Origin of the sequence: Streptomyces sp. S.PNR 29 (assembly GCF_030386795.1) — a bacterium.
Taxonomy (GTDB): domain Bacteria; phylum Actinomycetota; class Actinomycetes; order Streptomycetales; family Streptomycetaceae; genus Streptomyces.
Window position 1 is genome coordinate 174,338 of record NZ_JANUQM010000011.1, and the last position, 16,459, is coordinate 190,796.

The following is a 16,459-nucleotide window of genomic DNA, read 5'->3' on the forward strand; positions in this document are numbered from 1 at the left end:
CCGGGCGGCCGAGCACACGACGGACGGCAGCCCGTGAACGCGCCGGCACCAGGCTCGGACGCCGTGCCCACGCCTTCCCGACCGGTGACGCGGCAGCGCACCGGGGGTACTCTCGCCCGGAGAGAGCACCAGGCACCTCCGACGGCCCCTCACGTCAGAGCACGAGGCCCAGCCCAGCGGCCGCATCGACTCCCTGTTGTCACGGCAGAACAGTCCTGCACCACAGTCATCAGGGAAGCACGGGCCGGAAAGGAGATTCAGGTGAACCTGCCTATCGTCTCCCGCGTGTCCACGCAGTCGGTCGATCCGGCGGACCGCATCGACTTCTGGGAAGAACACAACCGCCAGGCTCTGGTGGGCTTGACATGCTCGTCGTACTCGCGGGACGGCCTGGTGGCCACGGAGACGAACGTCGAGCTGGGAGACCTGCGGCTGGCCGAGATCGCCGGCAACGAGCACGTCATCGAACGGACCCCACGGACCTGTCAGACCCTGCCGAAGGACTCGATCTTCGTCACGCTGTTGACGGCAGGCAGCGGGGTGTTCTTCCACGAGGGCGGCTGCGTCACCCTGCAGCCGGGCGACCTGATTCTCTACGACACGAGGCGGCCCTATCTGTTCGGGTTCCCCTCTCCCATGCGTCAGTTGCTGGTGGACATCCCGCGTGAGGTGTTCGCCGCGCAGTGTGCCCCCGGCGAGGTGTCCGCACCGATACTGCTCGGCAGGGGGTCGGCCGCCGAAGGTGCCCAGGCTTCCGCACTGGAGGCGGTACTGGCCGACTGGGTCACGGGGCAGGGCGGCGAGGACTCGGTCAGTACCCAGGCCACCGTGCTGGACCTCGTCCGTACGCTGGCCGCACCGAGGCTGGGCGGTTCCGCGTCGCCCGCCACGCTCTCCCAACTGGCGGTGGCCAAGGACTACATTGCCCGGCACCTTGCCGACCCCGGGCTGAGCTCGGGGATGGTCGCGGAGGCGATCGGAGTGTCCGCGCGGCACCTCAGCCGTATCTTCCAGCCGACCGGGGTGAGCCCCTCCCGGTACATCCTCGAACAGCGGCTCGGCAAGGCCCGGCAGGTGCTCGCCGATCCGAGATCCCGCCATCTGACGATCGCCGAAGTCGCCCATTGCTGGGGCTTCGCCAGCCAGGCCCACTTCACCCGGGTCTTCCGGAGCCGTTTCGGCCGCACTCCCGGAGAAACGCGCCCGTTCAACAGCTGAACCGGTGTCGGCGGGACGGTGTGCGTGCACCCATCGGACGGTCACAAGCCGACCGCCGTGCCCGGAACCCCTGGGTCCGACGATCTTGCGCATGACCGTCTCGGGCCCACGCCTGGAAGGCAGGACAAGCGCAGACATGAACGTCACCGGCGACCGAACACCCGTCGCGGTCGCCGACCTGACGCGACCGCCGCTCCCCTTCAGTCGCATGTTGGTCGTCCGTCCAAGACGCTGGGCTACAGTAGGGCTGAACAGGCGTCTCGATCACACAGGGAAAGCGGACTGCATGCCTCGCATGGCGGCGAAGGACCGACGGGAAGAGCTCATCGCAGCGGCGTTCCGAGTCATGGTCCGCGACGGAGTGACGAAAGCGACAACGCGCGCGATCGTCAACGAAGCGAAGATGCCGTTGGGTGTCTTTCATTACTGCTTCAGCTCCAGGGAAGAACTCCTCCAGGAAGTCCTCACCCGCTTCACCGCCAGGAGTGCCGAAGCGGCGCGCAATGCCATTTCTGAGGGCGGCGACCTCGGAATGAGGATCTCCGAGAGCCTGGGCGCTTTCTGGGGCGGTGTGGAACTCAGCCCGGGGGAGCACCAGGTGACCTATGAGCTCACGCATTACGCCTTGCGGCAGGCCGGTTTCGAGGAACTGGCTCGCCGGCAGTACCAGAGCTACCTGGAAGTCCACCAGGGGCTCCTCACGGAGGCCGCTGAGGCCCAGGGGATCCGCTGGACTGTTCCTGTACCGGTCCTGGCTCGCTATCTGAACGCGGTATTGGACGGCCTCATCCTGTGCTGGCTGGTCGACCGCAACAGCGAGGACAGCCGCGAGGTGCTGCGTCTGACCGGCGAGCATCTTCTGACCCTTGCCGAGAAGAAGGAATAGCCGCGGGCTGGGGGTTCTCGGTGGCGGCGCGTTCCGGTCCACGCCGCGGCCTCGGCCCTCTCGGTTTCCGATGGCCGGCCGGTGCGCGCTACTTGTCGCGGTGACGCCGGCGGGTGCCGTACATCAGGTCCACCAGGCGCAGGATGAGGCGGTAGGCCGAGGCGTCGTACGGGATCATGTGCGGGTCCCGGCGCAGCGGGAACCGGTTGGTGCTGACGGCCTGGAGCTTGGTGTACTTGCGGATGCCTTCGGCGCCGTGGCGGACGCCGAGGCCGGAGTTCTTCCAGCCGCCCATGGGCAGGCCGAGGGCCATGTAGTTGGTCTGTGCGTCGTTGATGGTGACGCAGCCGGCCTCGAGTCGCTCTGCCAGGCGGCGAGCGCGCTTGGTGTTCGATCCGATGACGGTGGCCTGCAGTCCGTAGGAGCTGTCGTTGACGAGGCGGACGGCCTCCTCGGCGTCGGCGACCTTCATCACGGGCAGCGTGGGGCCGAAGGTTTCCTCGCGCATGCACTTCATGGTGTGGTCGACGTCGACGAGCAGGGTGGGGGCGAAGAAGCGGCCGGGTCCGGGCATGGTGTGGCCTCCGACGAGTACGCGTGCACCCTTGCGTACGGCGTCGTCGACGTGATCCTCGACGGTGGCCACCTGGGGAGGGAAGGTCATGGCTCCCACGTCGACGCTGCCCAGCCCGCCCGGCTTGCCCGAGGTGACCCGCTGGAAGCGTTCGCGCAGCAGGTCGACGTACGCGTCGTAGACGGGCTCCTCCACGTACACGCGCTCCACCGAGGTGCACATCTGGCCCCCGTTGGCGAGCGCACCCTGGATCGTGACGTTCACGGCCCGTTTCAGGGAGGCGTCGGCGAGGACGATGAGGGCGTCCTTGCCGCCGAGCTCCAGTGAGCAGGGGATGAGCCGCTCGCCCGCCCTGGCCGCGACCAGCCGGCCGGTCTTCGTCGATCCGGTGAACATGACGAAGTCCGCGGTGTCCACCAGTGCCTGGCCGGTGGCGCCCGCGCCGGTGACGACCTGGAAGACGTCCTCGGGCCAGCCGCACTCGCGGACCATCCGCTCCATGAGCAGCGCGGTCAACGGCGTGTGCTCGGAGGGCTTGAGGACGACCGCGTTGCCGGCGGCAAGCGCGGGGATGGCGTCCCCGAACGAATTGAGCAGCGGATTGTTCCACGGCCCGATCACTCCGACGACCCCCAGGGGTACCCGGCGGGTGTACATGCTGCGCCCGAGCAGGAACGGTGACAGAGAGCGGATCTTCGTCCGGGCGAGAAGCCGCTGGGCCTGCTTCGCCCAGTGGGCGAAGGCGCCGGCGCAGTAGACGATCTCGACGATCGCGTCCTCCCGCGCCTTGCCGTTCTCCTCGACGATGCCGTCCGTGACCTCCTCCCGGTGGGCGAGCAGCCACCGGCGGGCGCGCGCGAAGAACTCCGCACGCGACCGGGTATCGAGCGCCGCCCAGCCCGGCTGCGCCCGCCGGGCCCGCTCGATTGCCTCCGCCACCTCCTGCGCCGTCGCGTCGGAGACATGGCCGACCACCGCTCCGGTGGCCGGATTGTCCACCGCGATGCGTGTGCCTGCCAGGGCGCCGTCTGCTCTGAGGGTGCGAATTTCAGCCACGAAAGCTCCCGCCGGGACGTTGACTTCGGTTCACTCAGGATGAGACGGTCGCCCGTACAAGTCAAGCGTCTTGTACAAGCGTCCAACTTCTGGTTGTGGTGAAGAAGAGCCACGTCAGCCGGTCACTGAAGGAGTGGCTGAATGAAAAGGACGGCAGCGGTCGCCTTGAGCGGCCTCGGTGTTCCGGAATCCCTGCGCTGGCACGAAGGAGCTCTGTGGTTCTCCGACCTGGCGCACGGCACCGTGCATCGCTGGGACGGCAGCGGAGAGCCGGAGACGGTCCTCAAGGTGCCGGGCCGGGCCGGTGGACTCGGCTGGCTTCCCGACGGCCGCCTGCTCGTCGTGTCCATGGACGAGGGCCGGGTGTACCGGCGGGAAGCGGATGGCGAGCTGGTGGAGCACGCCGATCTGCGCCACATCGTCGGCGGCCCGGTCAACGACATGCTGGTGGACCCTCAAGGGCGGGCCTATGTCGGGAACTTCGGTTTCGACTACCACGCCTTCACACGCAAGCACCCGAACTCTCTGCTCTATGCACCGCCCGGGCCCCCGAGAACCCCGGTCGCGTGCCTCGCTCCGGACGGAAGTCTGCTCGGTCTGACGGAGCCGCTGCTGTTTCCCAACGGCATGCTCCTCACGGCCGACGGCACGGCGGTGGTGGTGGCCGAAACACTCGCCATGCGACTCACCCGCCTTCCCGTCGACGCCGACGGCACGCTCGCCGGCCCACAGCCCTGGGCCGCGCTGATCTCACCGGTCCTGTGGCGCCTGGTGAACCATCCGGGGCTGCCCGGACGCATCACCCGCAGGATCTCCGCCCTCCTCGACCGTCCCGCCATGGCCAAGCGTTCCGCGTCACCCGTCGCACCGGACGGCATCGCCTGGGACACCGACGGCGAGACGATCTGGGTGGCGAACGCCCTGCGCGGCGAATGCGTGCGCGTGGCGGAGGGCGGCCGTGTCCTCCATCGAGTGGCGACGAGCCAGCGCACCCTCAGTTGCCTGGTGGCGGGCCATGACGGACGCACCCTTTTCGCCGCCACCGTCCCGACGGACGATCCCGTCCGCGCCGCCGCGCTGGGCGGCGGCCGTATCGAGATGGCGCGGCTGTGACCCACCCCCTTACGTGCGGCTGTGACGCATTCGGTGACGAACGACGCCGAAGCGAAAGGACCGAAGGAGTCTGTGGCCATGGGCCGGAGAACTGAGCAGGAGCAGGTCATCCTCGTGACCGGCGCGGCGAGCGGCATCGGGGCCGCGATCGCGGAACTCGCCGTGGCACGCGGCCATCGGGTGATGCTGACCGACGTCGACGAAGTGGCTGTCGTCAGCCGCGCCCGCAGCCTGGGTTCCCGGGCCGCCGCCTGTGTGCTGGACATCCGCAGTTCCGCAGGATGGACCAAAGCCTTCGAGGCGGCGGAAGCCGCCTTCGGCGGCGTCGACGTACTCGTCAACAACGCGGGCATCATCCACACCGGAGTCGCACGCGACCTCCGGGAGCAGCAGCACCGGGACATCGTCGAGGTGAACCTCCTCGGCACCATCAACGGGGTCTGCACGGCACTCGAGCGGATGACCGCGCAGGGCCACGGTCACATCATCAACGTCTGCAGCATGACCGCGTTCCTTCCGCTGCCCGGATACGCCACCTACTGCGCCTCGAAGTACGGGCTGCGGGCCTTTCACCACAGCGTCGCCATCGAGGAGCGCGACGGGCCGCTGGACTTCACCCTCATCCATCCGCCGTCCACCCGGACCGGCATGCTCGAACAGGAAATGGCCGACTCCTCCTGCGCCATCGCCTTCGCGGAGAAGTCCTACGCACCGCAGCAGGTCGCCCAGGCCGTCGTCGACGCCCTCGCCACCAAGCCGGTCGAGGTGGTCTTCCCGCCCTTCGCGGGCCGCGTCCAGCGGATCGCCGGCGTCTTCCCCCGGCTGATGCGCCGGGTCCTCCCCATCGCCGAAGCCAGGGGCCTGCGCAAGCGGGAACGCCTCCTGCCCCACGCCAGGACCGGCCGATGAAGGACATCGATGCGCTCGGACCATCGATCCGATCGTCGATCCGTCCGACCGCCGATCCGTCTGACCTGACAACACCATCGTTCCGCCCGGCCACCACCGCCACGGTCGGCGCTGGGAACTCCCCGGAAAGGATGCGGATGTGAGTACGAACATGGCCTGCCCGTCGGACGCGACAAGGGCCGTATCCGCTGGTGCCGGACCGAGCGCGGCCCGCATGGCACAGCTGAACAAGGCGACCGAACATCTCGATCCACCCTTCGCTGTGGTGGACCTGGACGCCTTCGATGCCAACGCCGCGGATCTGGCCCGCCGGGCGGCGGGCCGGGCGACCATCCGCCTGGCCAGCAAGTCGGTCCGCAGCCGCGCGCTGATCCGCCGGGCCGTCCGGCAGCAGGGATACCGGGGCATTCTCGCCTTCACCCTGCCCGAGGCGCTGTGGCTGGCCGAGGAGCACCCGGACGTGGTCATCGGATACCCGACGACGGACCGCACGGCGCTGAAACAACTCGCAGCGGACGAGCGAGCTGCCTCCCGCATCACCCTCATGATCGACTCCACCGGTCAGCTGGACTTCATCGACGAGGTGGTGGGCACCTCCCGGCCCGCCCTCCGTGTCTGCATCGATCTCGACGCCTCGCTGGAACTGGCCGGCGGCCGCCTCCACCTGGGCCCGTACCGCTCCCCGGTGCACACCCCACGGCAAGCGGCGGCACTCGCCCGCGCCGTCCAGGACCGCGCCGGATTCCACCTGGCCGGGGTCATGTCCTACGAGGGCCAGATCGCCGGACTCGGCGACAACCAGCCCGGATCCCCCCTCAAGCGAGCCGCGATCCGCGCCATGCAGCGCCTGTCCGCCCACGAGCTTGCCGACCGGCGCGCCGCCGCCATCGCCGCCATCGAGGCCGTCGCACCGCTGGAGTTCGTCAACGGCGGTGGCACGGGCTCCATCGAGCAGACCGCCGCCGAACACGTCATCACCGAGGTCGGCGCCGGATCGGGCCTGTACGGTCCGGGGCTGTTCGACTTCTACCGGCGCTTCCGCCCCCGGCCCGCCGCCTACTTCGTCATGTCCGTCGTACGCCGCCCGACTGCCCGGATCGCCACCGTGCTGGGCGGCGGCTGGATCGCTTCCGGCCCGCCGGGCCTGGACCGACAGCCCACCCCGAGCTGGCCCCAAGGCCTGCGGACGAACCCCAGGGAAGGGGCCGGAGAAGTCCAGACCCCGGTCCTGGGCCGCGCGGCGCACGGACTGCGGCTGGGGGAGCACGTGTGGTTCCGCCACGCCAAGGCGGGCGAACTGTGCGAACGCGTCAACACCCTCCACCTGGTGTCGGGCGACGACATCGTCGAGCAGGTCCCCACCTACCGCGGCGAAGGTCACGCCTTCCTCTGATCCCGTTCCCGCTCAAGGCTTCTGCCCGTCCCCTCGGAGGCCCGATGTCCACAGAGTTCCACAGTCCTGCCTTTGCGCCGGCCGGCACCGCGGGGGCGGATGCCGGCCACGGACCGACCGTCCCCGTCTCGCGCGCATGGACCACCCTGTTCGGCCTGGTCTGGTTCGGCTACTGGACGGCGAGTCTCGTCCCCCTCCAACTGCTGCTCCCTCAGCAACTCGAGGCCATAGACCCGGCATCGCAGGTGCACGACTTCGCCGTCGTCAACGCCGTTTCCGGGCTCGTGCGCTGCTCGCCCTTCCGGTCTGCGGCGCGCTGTGCGACCGCTCCCGCAGCCGCTTCGGCCGCAGAAGACTCTGGGTCACGGCCGGTTCCCTGTCGCTCGCCGTGGGGCTGGCCGTGACCGCACAACAGACCACCGTCGCGGGAGTGACCGCGGCCTGGGCAGCCGGCATGCTCGGCCTCAGCGCGGCCACCGCCGGACTGACCGCCATGATCGCCGACCGTGTTCCCGTCAACCAGCGCGGCACGGTCTCCGGCGCGATCTACGGCCCCCAGGCACTCGGCGTGGTGGCCGGCATCGCCGTCGTCTCCGCCCTCGGGCTCTCCCCTTCGGGCGGCTACCTCGTCATCGCGGCCCTGCTGCTTATCTGCGCGGTGCCGTTCCTGGCCCGTTACCGCGACCCCGCCCGGGGCTCCGAGCCACCGCTGCGTCTGCGCACGCTTGTGACCTCCATGGGCAACTCGCTGCGCAACCGCGAGTTCGCCTGGGCCTTCGCCGGCCGGCTTCTGGTCAACCTGGCGAACTCGCTCGGCGTCTGCTGCACCCTGTACTTCCTGACCGACGACCTGAGGGTCCCCGACCCGGCGGGCAGCCTTCTGGCCTGCACCGTCGTGTATCTCGTGGCCGGAGTCCTGGCCAGCTCCGTCGTCGGCGTACTCTCCGACCGCCTGGGCAGACGGCGGATCTTCGTCGCGCTGACGGCACTGCTCCAGGCGGTCTCGGGCTTTCTCCTGGCGGCTTTCCCGAGCCTCAGTCACCCTGGTGGCATCCGCGATCATGGGCGCCGGCTTCGGCGCGTACATGTCCGTCGACCAGGTCCTGATCACCCAGTTCGTGTACCGCGTGCGGTCCGTCCGCTAGCGGCGCCGAGACCCCGCTCCGTCCCCGAAGAAAGGCGAAAGGCCATGGAAACGATTCCCTACGGCGCCCCGCGGGGCACGGCGACCACCAGGGCGAGCGTCTGGCACAACTGGGCCGGCAATGTCACCGCCCGCCCCGTGCGGGTCGCCACCCCCGCCTCGGTCGAGGAGCTCCGCGCTGTCGTACGTCAGGCGGCCGAGGACGGCCTTGCCGTGAAAGCGGTGGGGAGCGGTCACTCCTTCACCGCCGCAGCCGCCACCGACGGCGTGCTGATACGCCCCGACCTCCTCACCGGGATCCGCGCGATCGACCGGAAGGCCGGCACCGTCACCGTGGAGGCGGGCACGCGGCTCAGGACCCTGAACGCCGCGCTCGCCCGGGAAGGCCTTTCGCTCACGAACATGGGCGACATCATGGAGCAGACCGTCTCCGGGGCGACCAGCACCGGCACCCACGGGACGGGTCGCACCTCAGGTGCGATCGCCGCCCAGATCCGCGGTCTGGAGATGGTGACGGCGGACGGTTCGCTGCTCAGGTGTTCCGAGACCGAGAACCCGGACGTGTTCGCCGCCGCGCGCATCGGACTCGGCGCACTGGGCGTCGTCACCGCCCTCACCTTCGCCGTGGAGCCACTGTTCCTGCTCGCCGCGCGGGAGGAACCGATGACGTTCGACAGGGTCACCGCGGCCTTCGACGAACTCCACGCGGAGAACGACCACTTCGAGTTCTACTGGTTCCCGCACACCGACAACTGCAACACCCTGCGCAACAACCGCACGGCCGGCCCGCACGCCCCGTTGGGCCGGCTCAGAGAGTGGTTCGACAACGAGTTCCTCTCCAACGGCGTCTTCCAGGCACTCAACACGCTGGGTCGGGCTGTGCCCGCGGCCGTCCCGGCGATCGCGCAGGTCGCCAGCCGGGGCCTGACGGGCCGGACCTACACGGACATCCCCTACAAGGTCTTCACCAGTCCGCGCCGCGTCCGCATGATCGAGATGGAGTACGCCGTCCCCCGTGAGGCCGCCCTCGACACCCTCCGCGAGCTCAAGGCCATGGTCGAGCGCTCCGATCTGCGCGTCAGCTTCCCCGTCGAGGTGCGCACCACGCCCGCGGACGACATCACCCTGTCCACGGCATCGGGACGCGACAGCGCCTACATCGCGGTGCACGTGTACCGGGGCACGCCGTACCACCAGTACTTCACGCAGGCGGAGCGCATCTTCGTCGCACACGAGGGGCGCCCGCACTGGGGCAAACTCCACACCCGCGACGCCGAACACCTCGCCCGTGTCTACCCCCGCTTCCACGAGTTCACCGCGCTGCGTGACCGACTCGACCCCGACCGGCGCTTCACCAACCCTTACCTGCGCCGGGTGCTGGGAGACTGATCACGCGTCTCGTCCGATCAGTGATCTTCATATCGGCTACGGTGTTGCTGTTATGGTGCTGCTCAAGGAGGTGGGACGTTCTGTGGCAGCGGATGGCCCTACGCGAGCGGGTGCGGGTCGGCGTTCTCCGGGGCGGCCGCCGGTGCCGTTGGAACGCATCGTCGCGACCGCACTGCAGATCGTGGACGAGGAGGGCGCCGACGCTCTGTCGATGCGGACGCTCGCCCAGCGTCTGGGCTCGGGCACGGCGACGCTGTACCGGCACTTCGACAACCGGGCAGCTCTGGTCGCCCATGTCGTGGACCGCATGTTCGGCATCGTGGAGCTGAACGGTGACGAACTCCTCACGATGGGCTGGGAGCGGGCACTGCGGACGGTCGCGCACACCATGTTCGACGCCTTGGCCCGGCACCGTAACGCGGCGCGCCTGCTGGTCGAGCAGATTCCCCTGGGCCCGAACGCCATGGCATTGCGGGAGCGCTGTGTCGCGGTGTTGCTCGACAGTGGTTTCCCGCCGCGCGTGGCCGCGTACGCGTACGCGACTCTTGCCCGCTACGTCCTCGGGTTCGCCGTGCAGGTCAACGGGCATGGCGGCGCAGGACAAGCCGACGACGCACAGTCGGCGGCCGTCTTCCAGAGCCTGGATCCGGACCTGTTCCCGGCCACCGTGACCGTGGCCGGGGTGATGCCGGTTCCGATCGAGGACGAGTTCTCCTTCGGCCTCGAACTTCTTCTCAGCGGGCTCGCTCGCCTGCGCGACGATGCCTGACCGAGCGACGTGATCACTGGGACGAGTTCTGGAAACGGACCGCTCCTTCGGGCAGGTCCCGCTCCGCGGTCAGCGGCAGCTCCACAGAAGTGAGCATGTCCCGGTAGCGTTCCGCCAGTTGGGAAGGCTGCTTTCTGCTGTAGACCACCAGCTCCCGGAAGTAGCCGGACCCGATCCGCCGTGCATGGCGCGACCAGCGCAGCGGCACCGCGTTCTCCGGTGCCACCGTCACCCCGATCCCCTCGACCGCGAACAGGAGCGCCGCCGACACCTGGCCGGTGCGCGCCACGGCGCGCGGAGTGAAGCCGAAGTGGCCCGCCAGCCGGTCCACCACCTCGCTCATGCCCTGTTCCGGCTCGTAGAGCACCCAGTCGGAGGCGGCCAGTTCGACCGCGCTCGCCGATGCGGCCGGCGGGTACTCGGCCGAGCCGATCACCACCATCTCCTCGTACCCGAGGGAGTGGACCGGCCCTTCCCACGGGTGGGGTCGCGGACCGACCGCGATGTCGCCATGGCCGCTGCGCATGGCCTCTTCGAGGTCCCGGCGGTGTGAGTAGTCGTGCAGCCGCAGCACCGTCGAAGGGTACGTCGAGTGCCAGCGGGCCGCGGAGGGCGGCAGGATGCCCGAGGCGACGGACCGTACGGTCAGGACATGGACGTCGCCTTTGCGGCCCTCGACCACCTCGCGTACCGAGTCCCGGGCGTCCTGGACGACGCGGAGCACGTCCTGCGCCCGCGGCAGGAAGACCCGGCCGGCGGGGGTCAGCGTCACTCCCTGCCTGCCGCGTTCCAGCAGCACCGCGCCCAGCTCTTTCTCCAGGGCTCCGATCTGCTGGGAGAGCGAGGGCTGCGTGACATAGAGCCGCGCGGCCGCTCCGCTGAAGGAGCCCGCCTCCCATACCGCTAGGAAGTACTCCAGCTGACGTAGCTGCATTTGATCAAGCTACTGGAGCGGGCGTCACGCGGCGCGCATGCGGTCTGCCGATACCGGTCGGCGAACACCCCGGTGCGCGGGTTCACTGCGAGTCATGCCGTGACCACGACCCTGCTGTCCTTGCGCGCCAGTCGGGTCAGCAGGTAGTCGACCTCGCCGCGGGCACGCGCAGACAGCGCCGCCCGGGGCTTGCGCTGGGTGTCGGAGGTCAGGATCCCGCGACGCTTCATCACATACTTGCGCACCGCCAGGCCGACGCCCGGTTGCTGTTCGTAGCGCAGCAGGGGCAGGTGGGCGTCGAAGATCTCATGGGCGGCGTCACGGTCGCCGGCGGCGGTGTGGCGTACCACGTCGACGAGGAGTTCGGGCACGCAGTAGCCCGTCATGGCACCGTCGGCTCCGCGCTCCGTCTCGAAGTCCAGGAAGAGCCCGCCGTTTCCGCACAGGATCGACAGCCGGGGCATCGCTCCGTCGGCCTGCAACTGCCGGAGCGCGCTGATCTTTTCCAGGCCCGGCCAGTCCTCGTGCTTCAGCATCACGCATCCGGGCGCGACGCCGGCGATGCGGGCGATGACGGTGGGGGACATGACGACGGAGAAGGAGAGCGGGTAGTCCTGGATCACGAACGGCACGTCCTCGCCGATGGCGGCCGACGCTCCCTCGTAGTAGCTCACGATCTGGTCGTCGGTCCGCAGCGTGTTCGGCGGAGCGATCATGACACCGCTCGCACCGGCTGACATGACGTCAGCCGTCAGGGCCCGCATGGCGGCGTAGCCGGGTGCGGAGACGCCCACGACGATCGGCAGGCCGGTGCGCTTGATGACGTACTGGACGATGCGCACGCTCTCCTCGTGGGACAGCTTGGGGGCTTCACCCATCTGGCCCAGCAGGGTCAGTCCGGTGACACCGGTGGATCCGTAGAAATCGATCAGTCGGCTGAGTGAATCGAAGTCGATCGCACCCGATTCATCGAAGGGCGTCGGTGCGATGGCGTAGACGCCGGTGGTGTCGCGGGACAGCGCTGCCATTTCTGCCTCCTTGAATTTACGGTTTCTGTTTTCAGAGGCTGGCGATGAGGCCGCCGTCGACGCGAATGACCGAACCCGTGATGTAGGAGGCCTGACTGCTGGCGAGAAAAGCGACGGCCGCGGCGTATTCACACGGTTCGCCGTAGCGGCCCACGGGGATCGAAGCGACACTCTCGGCGGAGATCTCCTCGACGGACCTCCACTCCCGCTCGGCCTTGGCCTGGTCCAGGAACTTCGTCCGCTGGGTGCCGATCCGGCCGGGAACGACCACATTGCAGGTGACGCCGTCGGCCGCCACTTCCCGGGCCAGCGTCTTGGACCAGCCGAGCAGGCTGCCACGCAGGGCGTTCGACAGCCCGAGGTTGGGAATGGGGGCGATCACGCCGGAACTGGCGCTGGTGATGATCCTGCCCCAGCCGCGGCTCCTCATCACCGGCGCGACCCTGTCCGTAATCGCGATCACCGACATCACCATGGACCGGAAGTGCCGCAGCCAGATCTCCGGATCCTGCCCGCCCACCGGCGAGGGCGGCGGTCCTCCCGTGTTGTTGACCAGGATGTCCACAGGGCCGAGAACCCCCTCGACCGTCGTGATGTGCCGGTCGATCGCGTCCAGATCCCCGAGGTTCCATTCCAGGGACACGGCCTTTCCGCCCAGGCCGGCCACCGCTTCGACGGTGCGCTCGGCAGCCTGGGGACTGATGTCCGCCACGGCGACACCGGCGCCCTCCGCGGCGAGTGCCTGCGCGATGGCGCCGCCGAGACCCCCGCCTCCGCCGAGCACCAGTGCGGTCTTGCCTGAGATTCCCAGATCCACAGCTTCACTCCTCGGGCGGGGCCCGTTCCTCGGCCGTACGGCCGGCGGCGATGTCCCCCGTTCCCGGACGACTCTGCCACGGGCCTGTGGTGAGCCTCCAATAGGAATTCCTCGCGCTGTGCATAAGGGATGCCTATACGCCGGGGATGGGAAATCGGCGTTGTCGGCGTGCACGATGGTGTGGGGAAAAGGACTGTTTCGATTCGCCGATTCCCGACGCATGCCGATGGCCGTGACTGGAGGCCCCTATGTCCTTGCCGAAAACCATGCGGGCCGCGGTGCTGGGTGAACCCGGCACCCTCGCCGTCACGACGCTGCCCGTGCCGCAGGTGGGGGCGGAAGACGTCCTGGTGCAGGTCCGCAGGGCGTCCCTGTGCGGAACGGACCTGAAGATCCGAAGCCGGCACTTCTTCAAGGACGGCGGCCCCGCTGTGGGCGAGTTCGTCCCGGGCCACGAATACGCGGGCGTCGTGGCCGCGGTGGGCAGTGGCGTGGACGAACTCCGCGTCGGTGACCGGGTTGTGACGGAGGCTCACCGGGGCTGCATGCGCTGCGCCAACTGCCTGGCCGGGGCCTACACGGACTGCCTCAACTACGGCCTGCGGCACACCGGGCACCGAGTGCAGGGGATGACCGTCAACGGCGGCTTCGCGCAGTACGCGCTCAATCATGTGTCGACCCTCCACCGGCTGCCGGACGCCGTCGACTTCGACGCGGCGGTCGTCCTCAGCACCGTGGGTACCGTGATGCACGCGTTCGACGTACTGGGCACTCTTCTGGTCGGATCGACTGTCGCCGTGCTCGGCCCCGGACCCATAGGTCTCCTCGCGACGCAGGTCGCGCGTGAACTCGGCGCGAGGACCGTCGCCCTGGTCGGCACCCGGGAGGCGAGGCTGGCCATCGGCAAGTCCTTCGGTGCGGACCTGGTCGTCAACTCCCGGGAAGAGGACGCCGTTGCCGCCGTCCGGGAGGCGACCGACGGGATCGGCGCCGACATCGTCCTGGAATGCTCGGGCGCCCCGAGTGCGGTGGACGACGCCCTGCACATGGCCAAGCGGTCAGGGAAGATCGTCCTCGTCGGGTTCTTCGAGCAGCCCGTGCAGGCCGACCTGAACCACGCCGTGATGAACGGCATCTCGATCCAGACGGTCCGCGGGGAGGGCACCGGCTCGCTGGCCCGTGCCGTGGCCCTCGCGGCCCGCGGCCGGCTCCGCACCGCGGAACTGGTCACCCACCACTTCGCCTTGAGCGACGTCTCCGAGGCCTTCGACACCTATGCCGAGCGCCGGGGCAACGCCATCAAGGTCATGCTGGACATCTCCGAGGACCCGGAGGCCGCCCGTGCCCGGTGACGGAGCAGGACCGGAATCCGACGTCGCGGCAGCCGGGCGGGAGAAGGCTGCGGCCGCCATGGCCGAGGCTGCCGCCGCCTGGCTGGGCAGCCTCAGCGAGGAACAACTGCCGCTCGCCGCCTACGACTCTCCGCTCCACCCGGATGCGGAGGCCGAACGGCTGCGCTGGTTCTACACCCCCACGGAACACGGCGGGCTCGCCATCCGGGACCAAAGTCCCCGCCAACAGAGCCTCGCCATGCAACTGGTGGCCACCGGACTGTCCACCGCGGGCTACGCCACGGTCGCCACAGTGATGGGCCTCGAGAACGTACTGGACCAGTTGGAAGGGTGGACCGTTCACTGGGGCCGGCAGCGCGGGCGGGACCCCGGCCTGTACTGGCTCCGGATCTTCGGCCGCCCCGGCGATCGCATCTGGGCATGGCGACTGGGCGGCCACCACATCTCCCTGAACAACCTCGTCGTCGCCGGTCGGCTCGTCTCCACGACCCCCTGCTTCATCGGCGCCGACCCTGCCGCGACCGATCTGCTCGGAGGCACTCTGCGTCCCCTCCAGGGCCCCGAGGACACCGCGCGCCAACTGGCCCGCAGCCTTGACTCGGACCAGTTCCGGCGAGCTCTGCTCCATCCCTCCGCCGTGTCCGACATCGTCTCCGGCAACCGGCCCCAGGTCCGGCACGGCGACACGATGATGCACATGCAGGACCTGTGGCGGGGGCAGTTCGAAGATCCCGACCTGGCCCGGATCGTCAACGAGATCGACCGCCGGGCGGAGGCGGGCAGCGGGTACACCGAGGGCGACCATGCGCGAGTGGCCATCACGATTCCTCCCAAAGGCATCAGCGGCAGCGACCTGAACGAAGACCAGCGGCACCTGCTGCGCCGTCTCGTCGCCCTCTACACCGGACGGGCACCCGAGTTCCTCGCCGACGCCTACGACACCCACTACGCCTCCGACACCGTCCTCGACCTGGTCCACTTCGGCTGGGCAGGCAGCACTGATGTCGGGGAGCCGCACTACTACCGGGTGCAGGACCCCCGCATCCTGATCGAGTACGACAACACCCAACGCCACGCGAACCACGCCCACTCGGTGTGGCGTGACCTCACCTCCGACTTCGGACTGGACGTGCTGGCCGAACACCGGGCACACATCGCACACGAGTGAGGCGTGCACAGGGAGCGCCGTACGCCCCGTCGCCTACCGCAACCTGCTCACGGACCTGGACCCAGCCAGGTCACGAGCGTGACCGTCTGGATCTTCTGCCGTATCCGGTCGCGCACGGGCGGCGAGCCTGGCTTCGATGCCGTCGAGGATCGACTGCAGTCCGAAGGACACGCACAGGCCAGGGGTGGCCGCGAGGGCGGCGCCGATCGCGAACGTGACCAGGCTCCCGGCGGCTTGCTCGGCATCCCGCCTGCTGAGGCCGGAAGTCTCGCAGACCGCGCGCAGGTGTTCTTCATGGCGATCCCTGGCCGGGCCGTCGAGAGGCTGGATGGTCATGGCGGCCAGGAGCCAGGGATGCCGGAGAAGCATCGAACGCAGGTCCTCGGCCATGGCCAGGAGGGCCGGACGCCATTCGATGTCGTCGAAAACGGGGAGCGGTGTCTGTGCCCAGACGGTGTCAGCGGCCAGTAGGAGCAGATCGTGTCTGCTCCTGACGTGCCAGTAAAGTGCCGCCGCGGTGATGCCGAGGCGACTGCCGAGCCTACGCATGCTCAGGCTCTCGATGCCGCCCTCGTCCAACAGGGCGATGGCGGCCTGGATGATCTGCTCCTGGTGCAGAGCGTCGCGGGGCATTCCCTGGGTGGCCGACATGGGACTGCTGACGTCACCTTCTGCTGTGGAAGTGGGGTCGCGGTGCGCGGATGTGAGG

Annotated in this window: 15 protein-coding genes and 1 pseudogene; 11 read left to right on the plus strand and 5 right to left on the minus strand. The window is 69.1% G+C overall.

Translation table 11 applies throughout. From position 1 onward, the window contains the following. Positions 1–261 precede the first annotated feature (261 nt). Both NW895_RS27965 and NW895_RS27970 read left to right on the plus strand, forming a co-directional pair. The gene (locus NW895_RS27965; RefSeq protein ID WP_289938962.1) at positions 262–1,218 is read left to right on the plus strand and encodes a helix-turn-helix domain-containing protein; all 957 of its coding nucleotides are present in this window, start codon (positions 262–264) and stop codon (positions 1,216–1,218) included. Positions 1,219–1,513: 295 nt separating this feature from the next. Then, positions 1,514–2,104: a TetR family transcriptional regulator gene (locus NW895_RS27970; RefSeq protein WP_289938963.1), complete on the plus strand. Its 591-nt coding sequence runs from the start codon at positions 1,514–1,516 to the stop codon at positions 2,102–2,104. An 88-nt stretch (positions 2,105–2,192) separates the two neighbouring features. On the opposite strand, the gene NW895_RS27975 is transcribed toward NW895_RS27970, so the two are convergent. After that, positions 2,193–3,734, minus strand: a complete 1,542-nt coding sequence (locus tag NW895_RS27975; protein WP_289938964.1) for a succinic semialdehyde dehydrogenase — start codon at positions 3,732–3,734, stop codon at positions 2,193–2,195. Positions 3,735–3,875: 141 nt separating this feature from the next. Between NW895_RS27975 and NW895_RS27980 the strand changes: the two genes are divergently transcribed. From NW895_RS27980 to NW895_RS28010, 7 genes and pseudogenes are all read left to right on the plus strand, one after another. Then, on the plus strand, positions 3,876–4,847 hold the full coding sequence (locus NW895_RS27980) for an SMP-30/gluconolactonase/LRE family protein (protein ID WP_289938966.1): 972 nt from the start codon (positions 3,876–3,878) through the stop codon (positions 4,845–4,847). A 78-nt stretch (positions 4,848–4,925) separates the two neighbouring features. After that, positions 4,926–5,756 (plus strand): SDR family NAD(P)-dependent oxidoreductase, encoded by an 831-nt coding sequence (locus NW895_RS27985; RefSeq protein WP_289938967.1) that lies wholly within the window; start codon positions 4,926–4,928, stop codon positions 5,754–5,756. Beyond that, positions 5,753–5,899 carry a hypothetical protein gene (locus NW895_RS27990; protein WP_289938968.1) on the plus strand — a complete coding sequence of 49 codons (147 nt, stop codon included), beginning with the start codon at positions 5,753–5,755 and terminating at the stop codon, positions 5,897–5,899. The genes NW895_RS27985 and NW895_RS27990 overlap by 4 nt, the downstream gene beginning before the upstream one ends. A gap of 71 nt (positions 5,900–5,970) precedes the next feature. Further along, positions 5,971–7,149 carry an amino acid deaminase/aldolase gene (locus NW895_RS27995; RefSeq protein ID WP_289938969.1) on the plus strand — a complete coding sequence of 393 codons (1,179 nt, stop codon included), beginning with the start codon at positions 5,971–5,973 and terminating at the stop codon, positions 7,147–7,149. Between the two features lie 136 nt (positions 7,150–7,285). After that, a pseudogene (locus tag NW895_RS28000) lies at positions 7,286–8,122 on the plus strand (MFS transporter); the annotation flags it as partial. 216 nt (positions 8,123–8,338) lie between these two features. Then, the gene (locus NW895_RS28005; protein ID WP_289939141.1) at positions 8,339–9,682 is read left to right on the plus strand and encodes a D-arabinono-1,4-lactone oxidase; all 1,344 of its coding nucleotides are present in this window, start codon (positions 8,339–8,341) and stop codon (positions 9,680–9,682) included. Between the two features lie 142 nt (positions 9,683–9,824). Further along, positions 9,825–10,451 (plus strand): TetR/AcrR family transcriptional regulator, encoded by a 627-nt coding sequence (locus NW895_RS28010; protein ID WP_289938971.1) that lies wholly within the window; start codon positions 9,825–9,827, stop codon positions 10,449–10,451. 13 nt (positions 10,452–10,464) lie between these two features. Here NW895_RS28010 and NW895_RS28015 read toward each other — a convergent pair whose 3' ends face one another. From NW895_RS28015 to NW895_RS28025, 3 genes are all read right to left on the minus strand, one after another. Further along, positions 10,465–11,385 (minus strand): LysR family transcriptional regulator, encoded by a 921-nt coding sequence (locus NW895_RS28015; protein WP_289938973.1) that lies wholly within the window; start codon positions 11,383–11,385, stop codon positions 10,465–10,467. Positions 11,386–11,477: 92 nt separating this feature from the next. After that, the gene (locus NW895_RS28020) at positions 11,478–12,413 is read right to left on the minus strand and encodes a dihydrodipicolinate synthase family protein (RefSeq protein ID WP_289938974.1); all 936 of its coding nucleotides are present in this window, start codon (positions 12,411–12,413) and stop codon (positions 11,478–11,480) included. Positions 12,414–12,444: 31 nt separating this feature from the next. Then, entirely contained in the window at positions 12,445–13,230 is a 786-nt protein-coding gene (locus NW895_RS28025) for an SDR family oxidoreductase (protein ID WP_289938975.1), read from the minus strand. A gap of 248 nt (positions 13,231–13,478) precedes the next feature. Between NW895_RS28025 and NW895_RS28030 the strand changes: the two genes are divergently transcribed. Together NW895_RS28030 and NW895_RS28035 are read left to right on the plus strand one after the other, a co-directional pair. Next, entirely contained in the window at positions 13,479–14,582 is a 1,104-nt protein-coding gene (locus NW895_RS28030; protein ID WP_289938976.1) for a zinc-binding dehydrogenase, read from the plus strand. Further along, positions 14,572–15,750: a DUF3500 domain-containing protein gene (locus NW895_RS28035; protein ID WP_289938977.1), complete on the plus strand. Its 1,179-nt coding sequence runs from the start codon at positions 14,572–14,574 to the stop codon at positions 15,748–15,750. Before NW895_RS28030 ends, NW895_RS28035 begins: the two co-directional genes overlap by 11 nt. Before the next feature lie 33 nt (positions 15,751–15,783). Here NW895_RS28035 and NW895_RS28040 read toward each other — a convergent pair whose 3' ends face one another. Further along, a complete protein-coding gene (locus tag NW895_RS28040) occupies positions 15,784–16,401 on the minus strand; it encodes a TetR/AcrR family transcriptional regulator C-terminal domain-containing protein (RefSeq protein WP_289938978.1) in 618 nt (205 codons plus the stop codon). Positions 16,402–16,459: the final 58 nt, after the last annotated feature.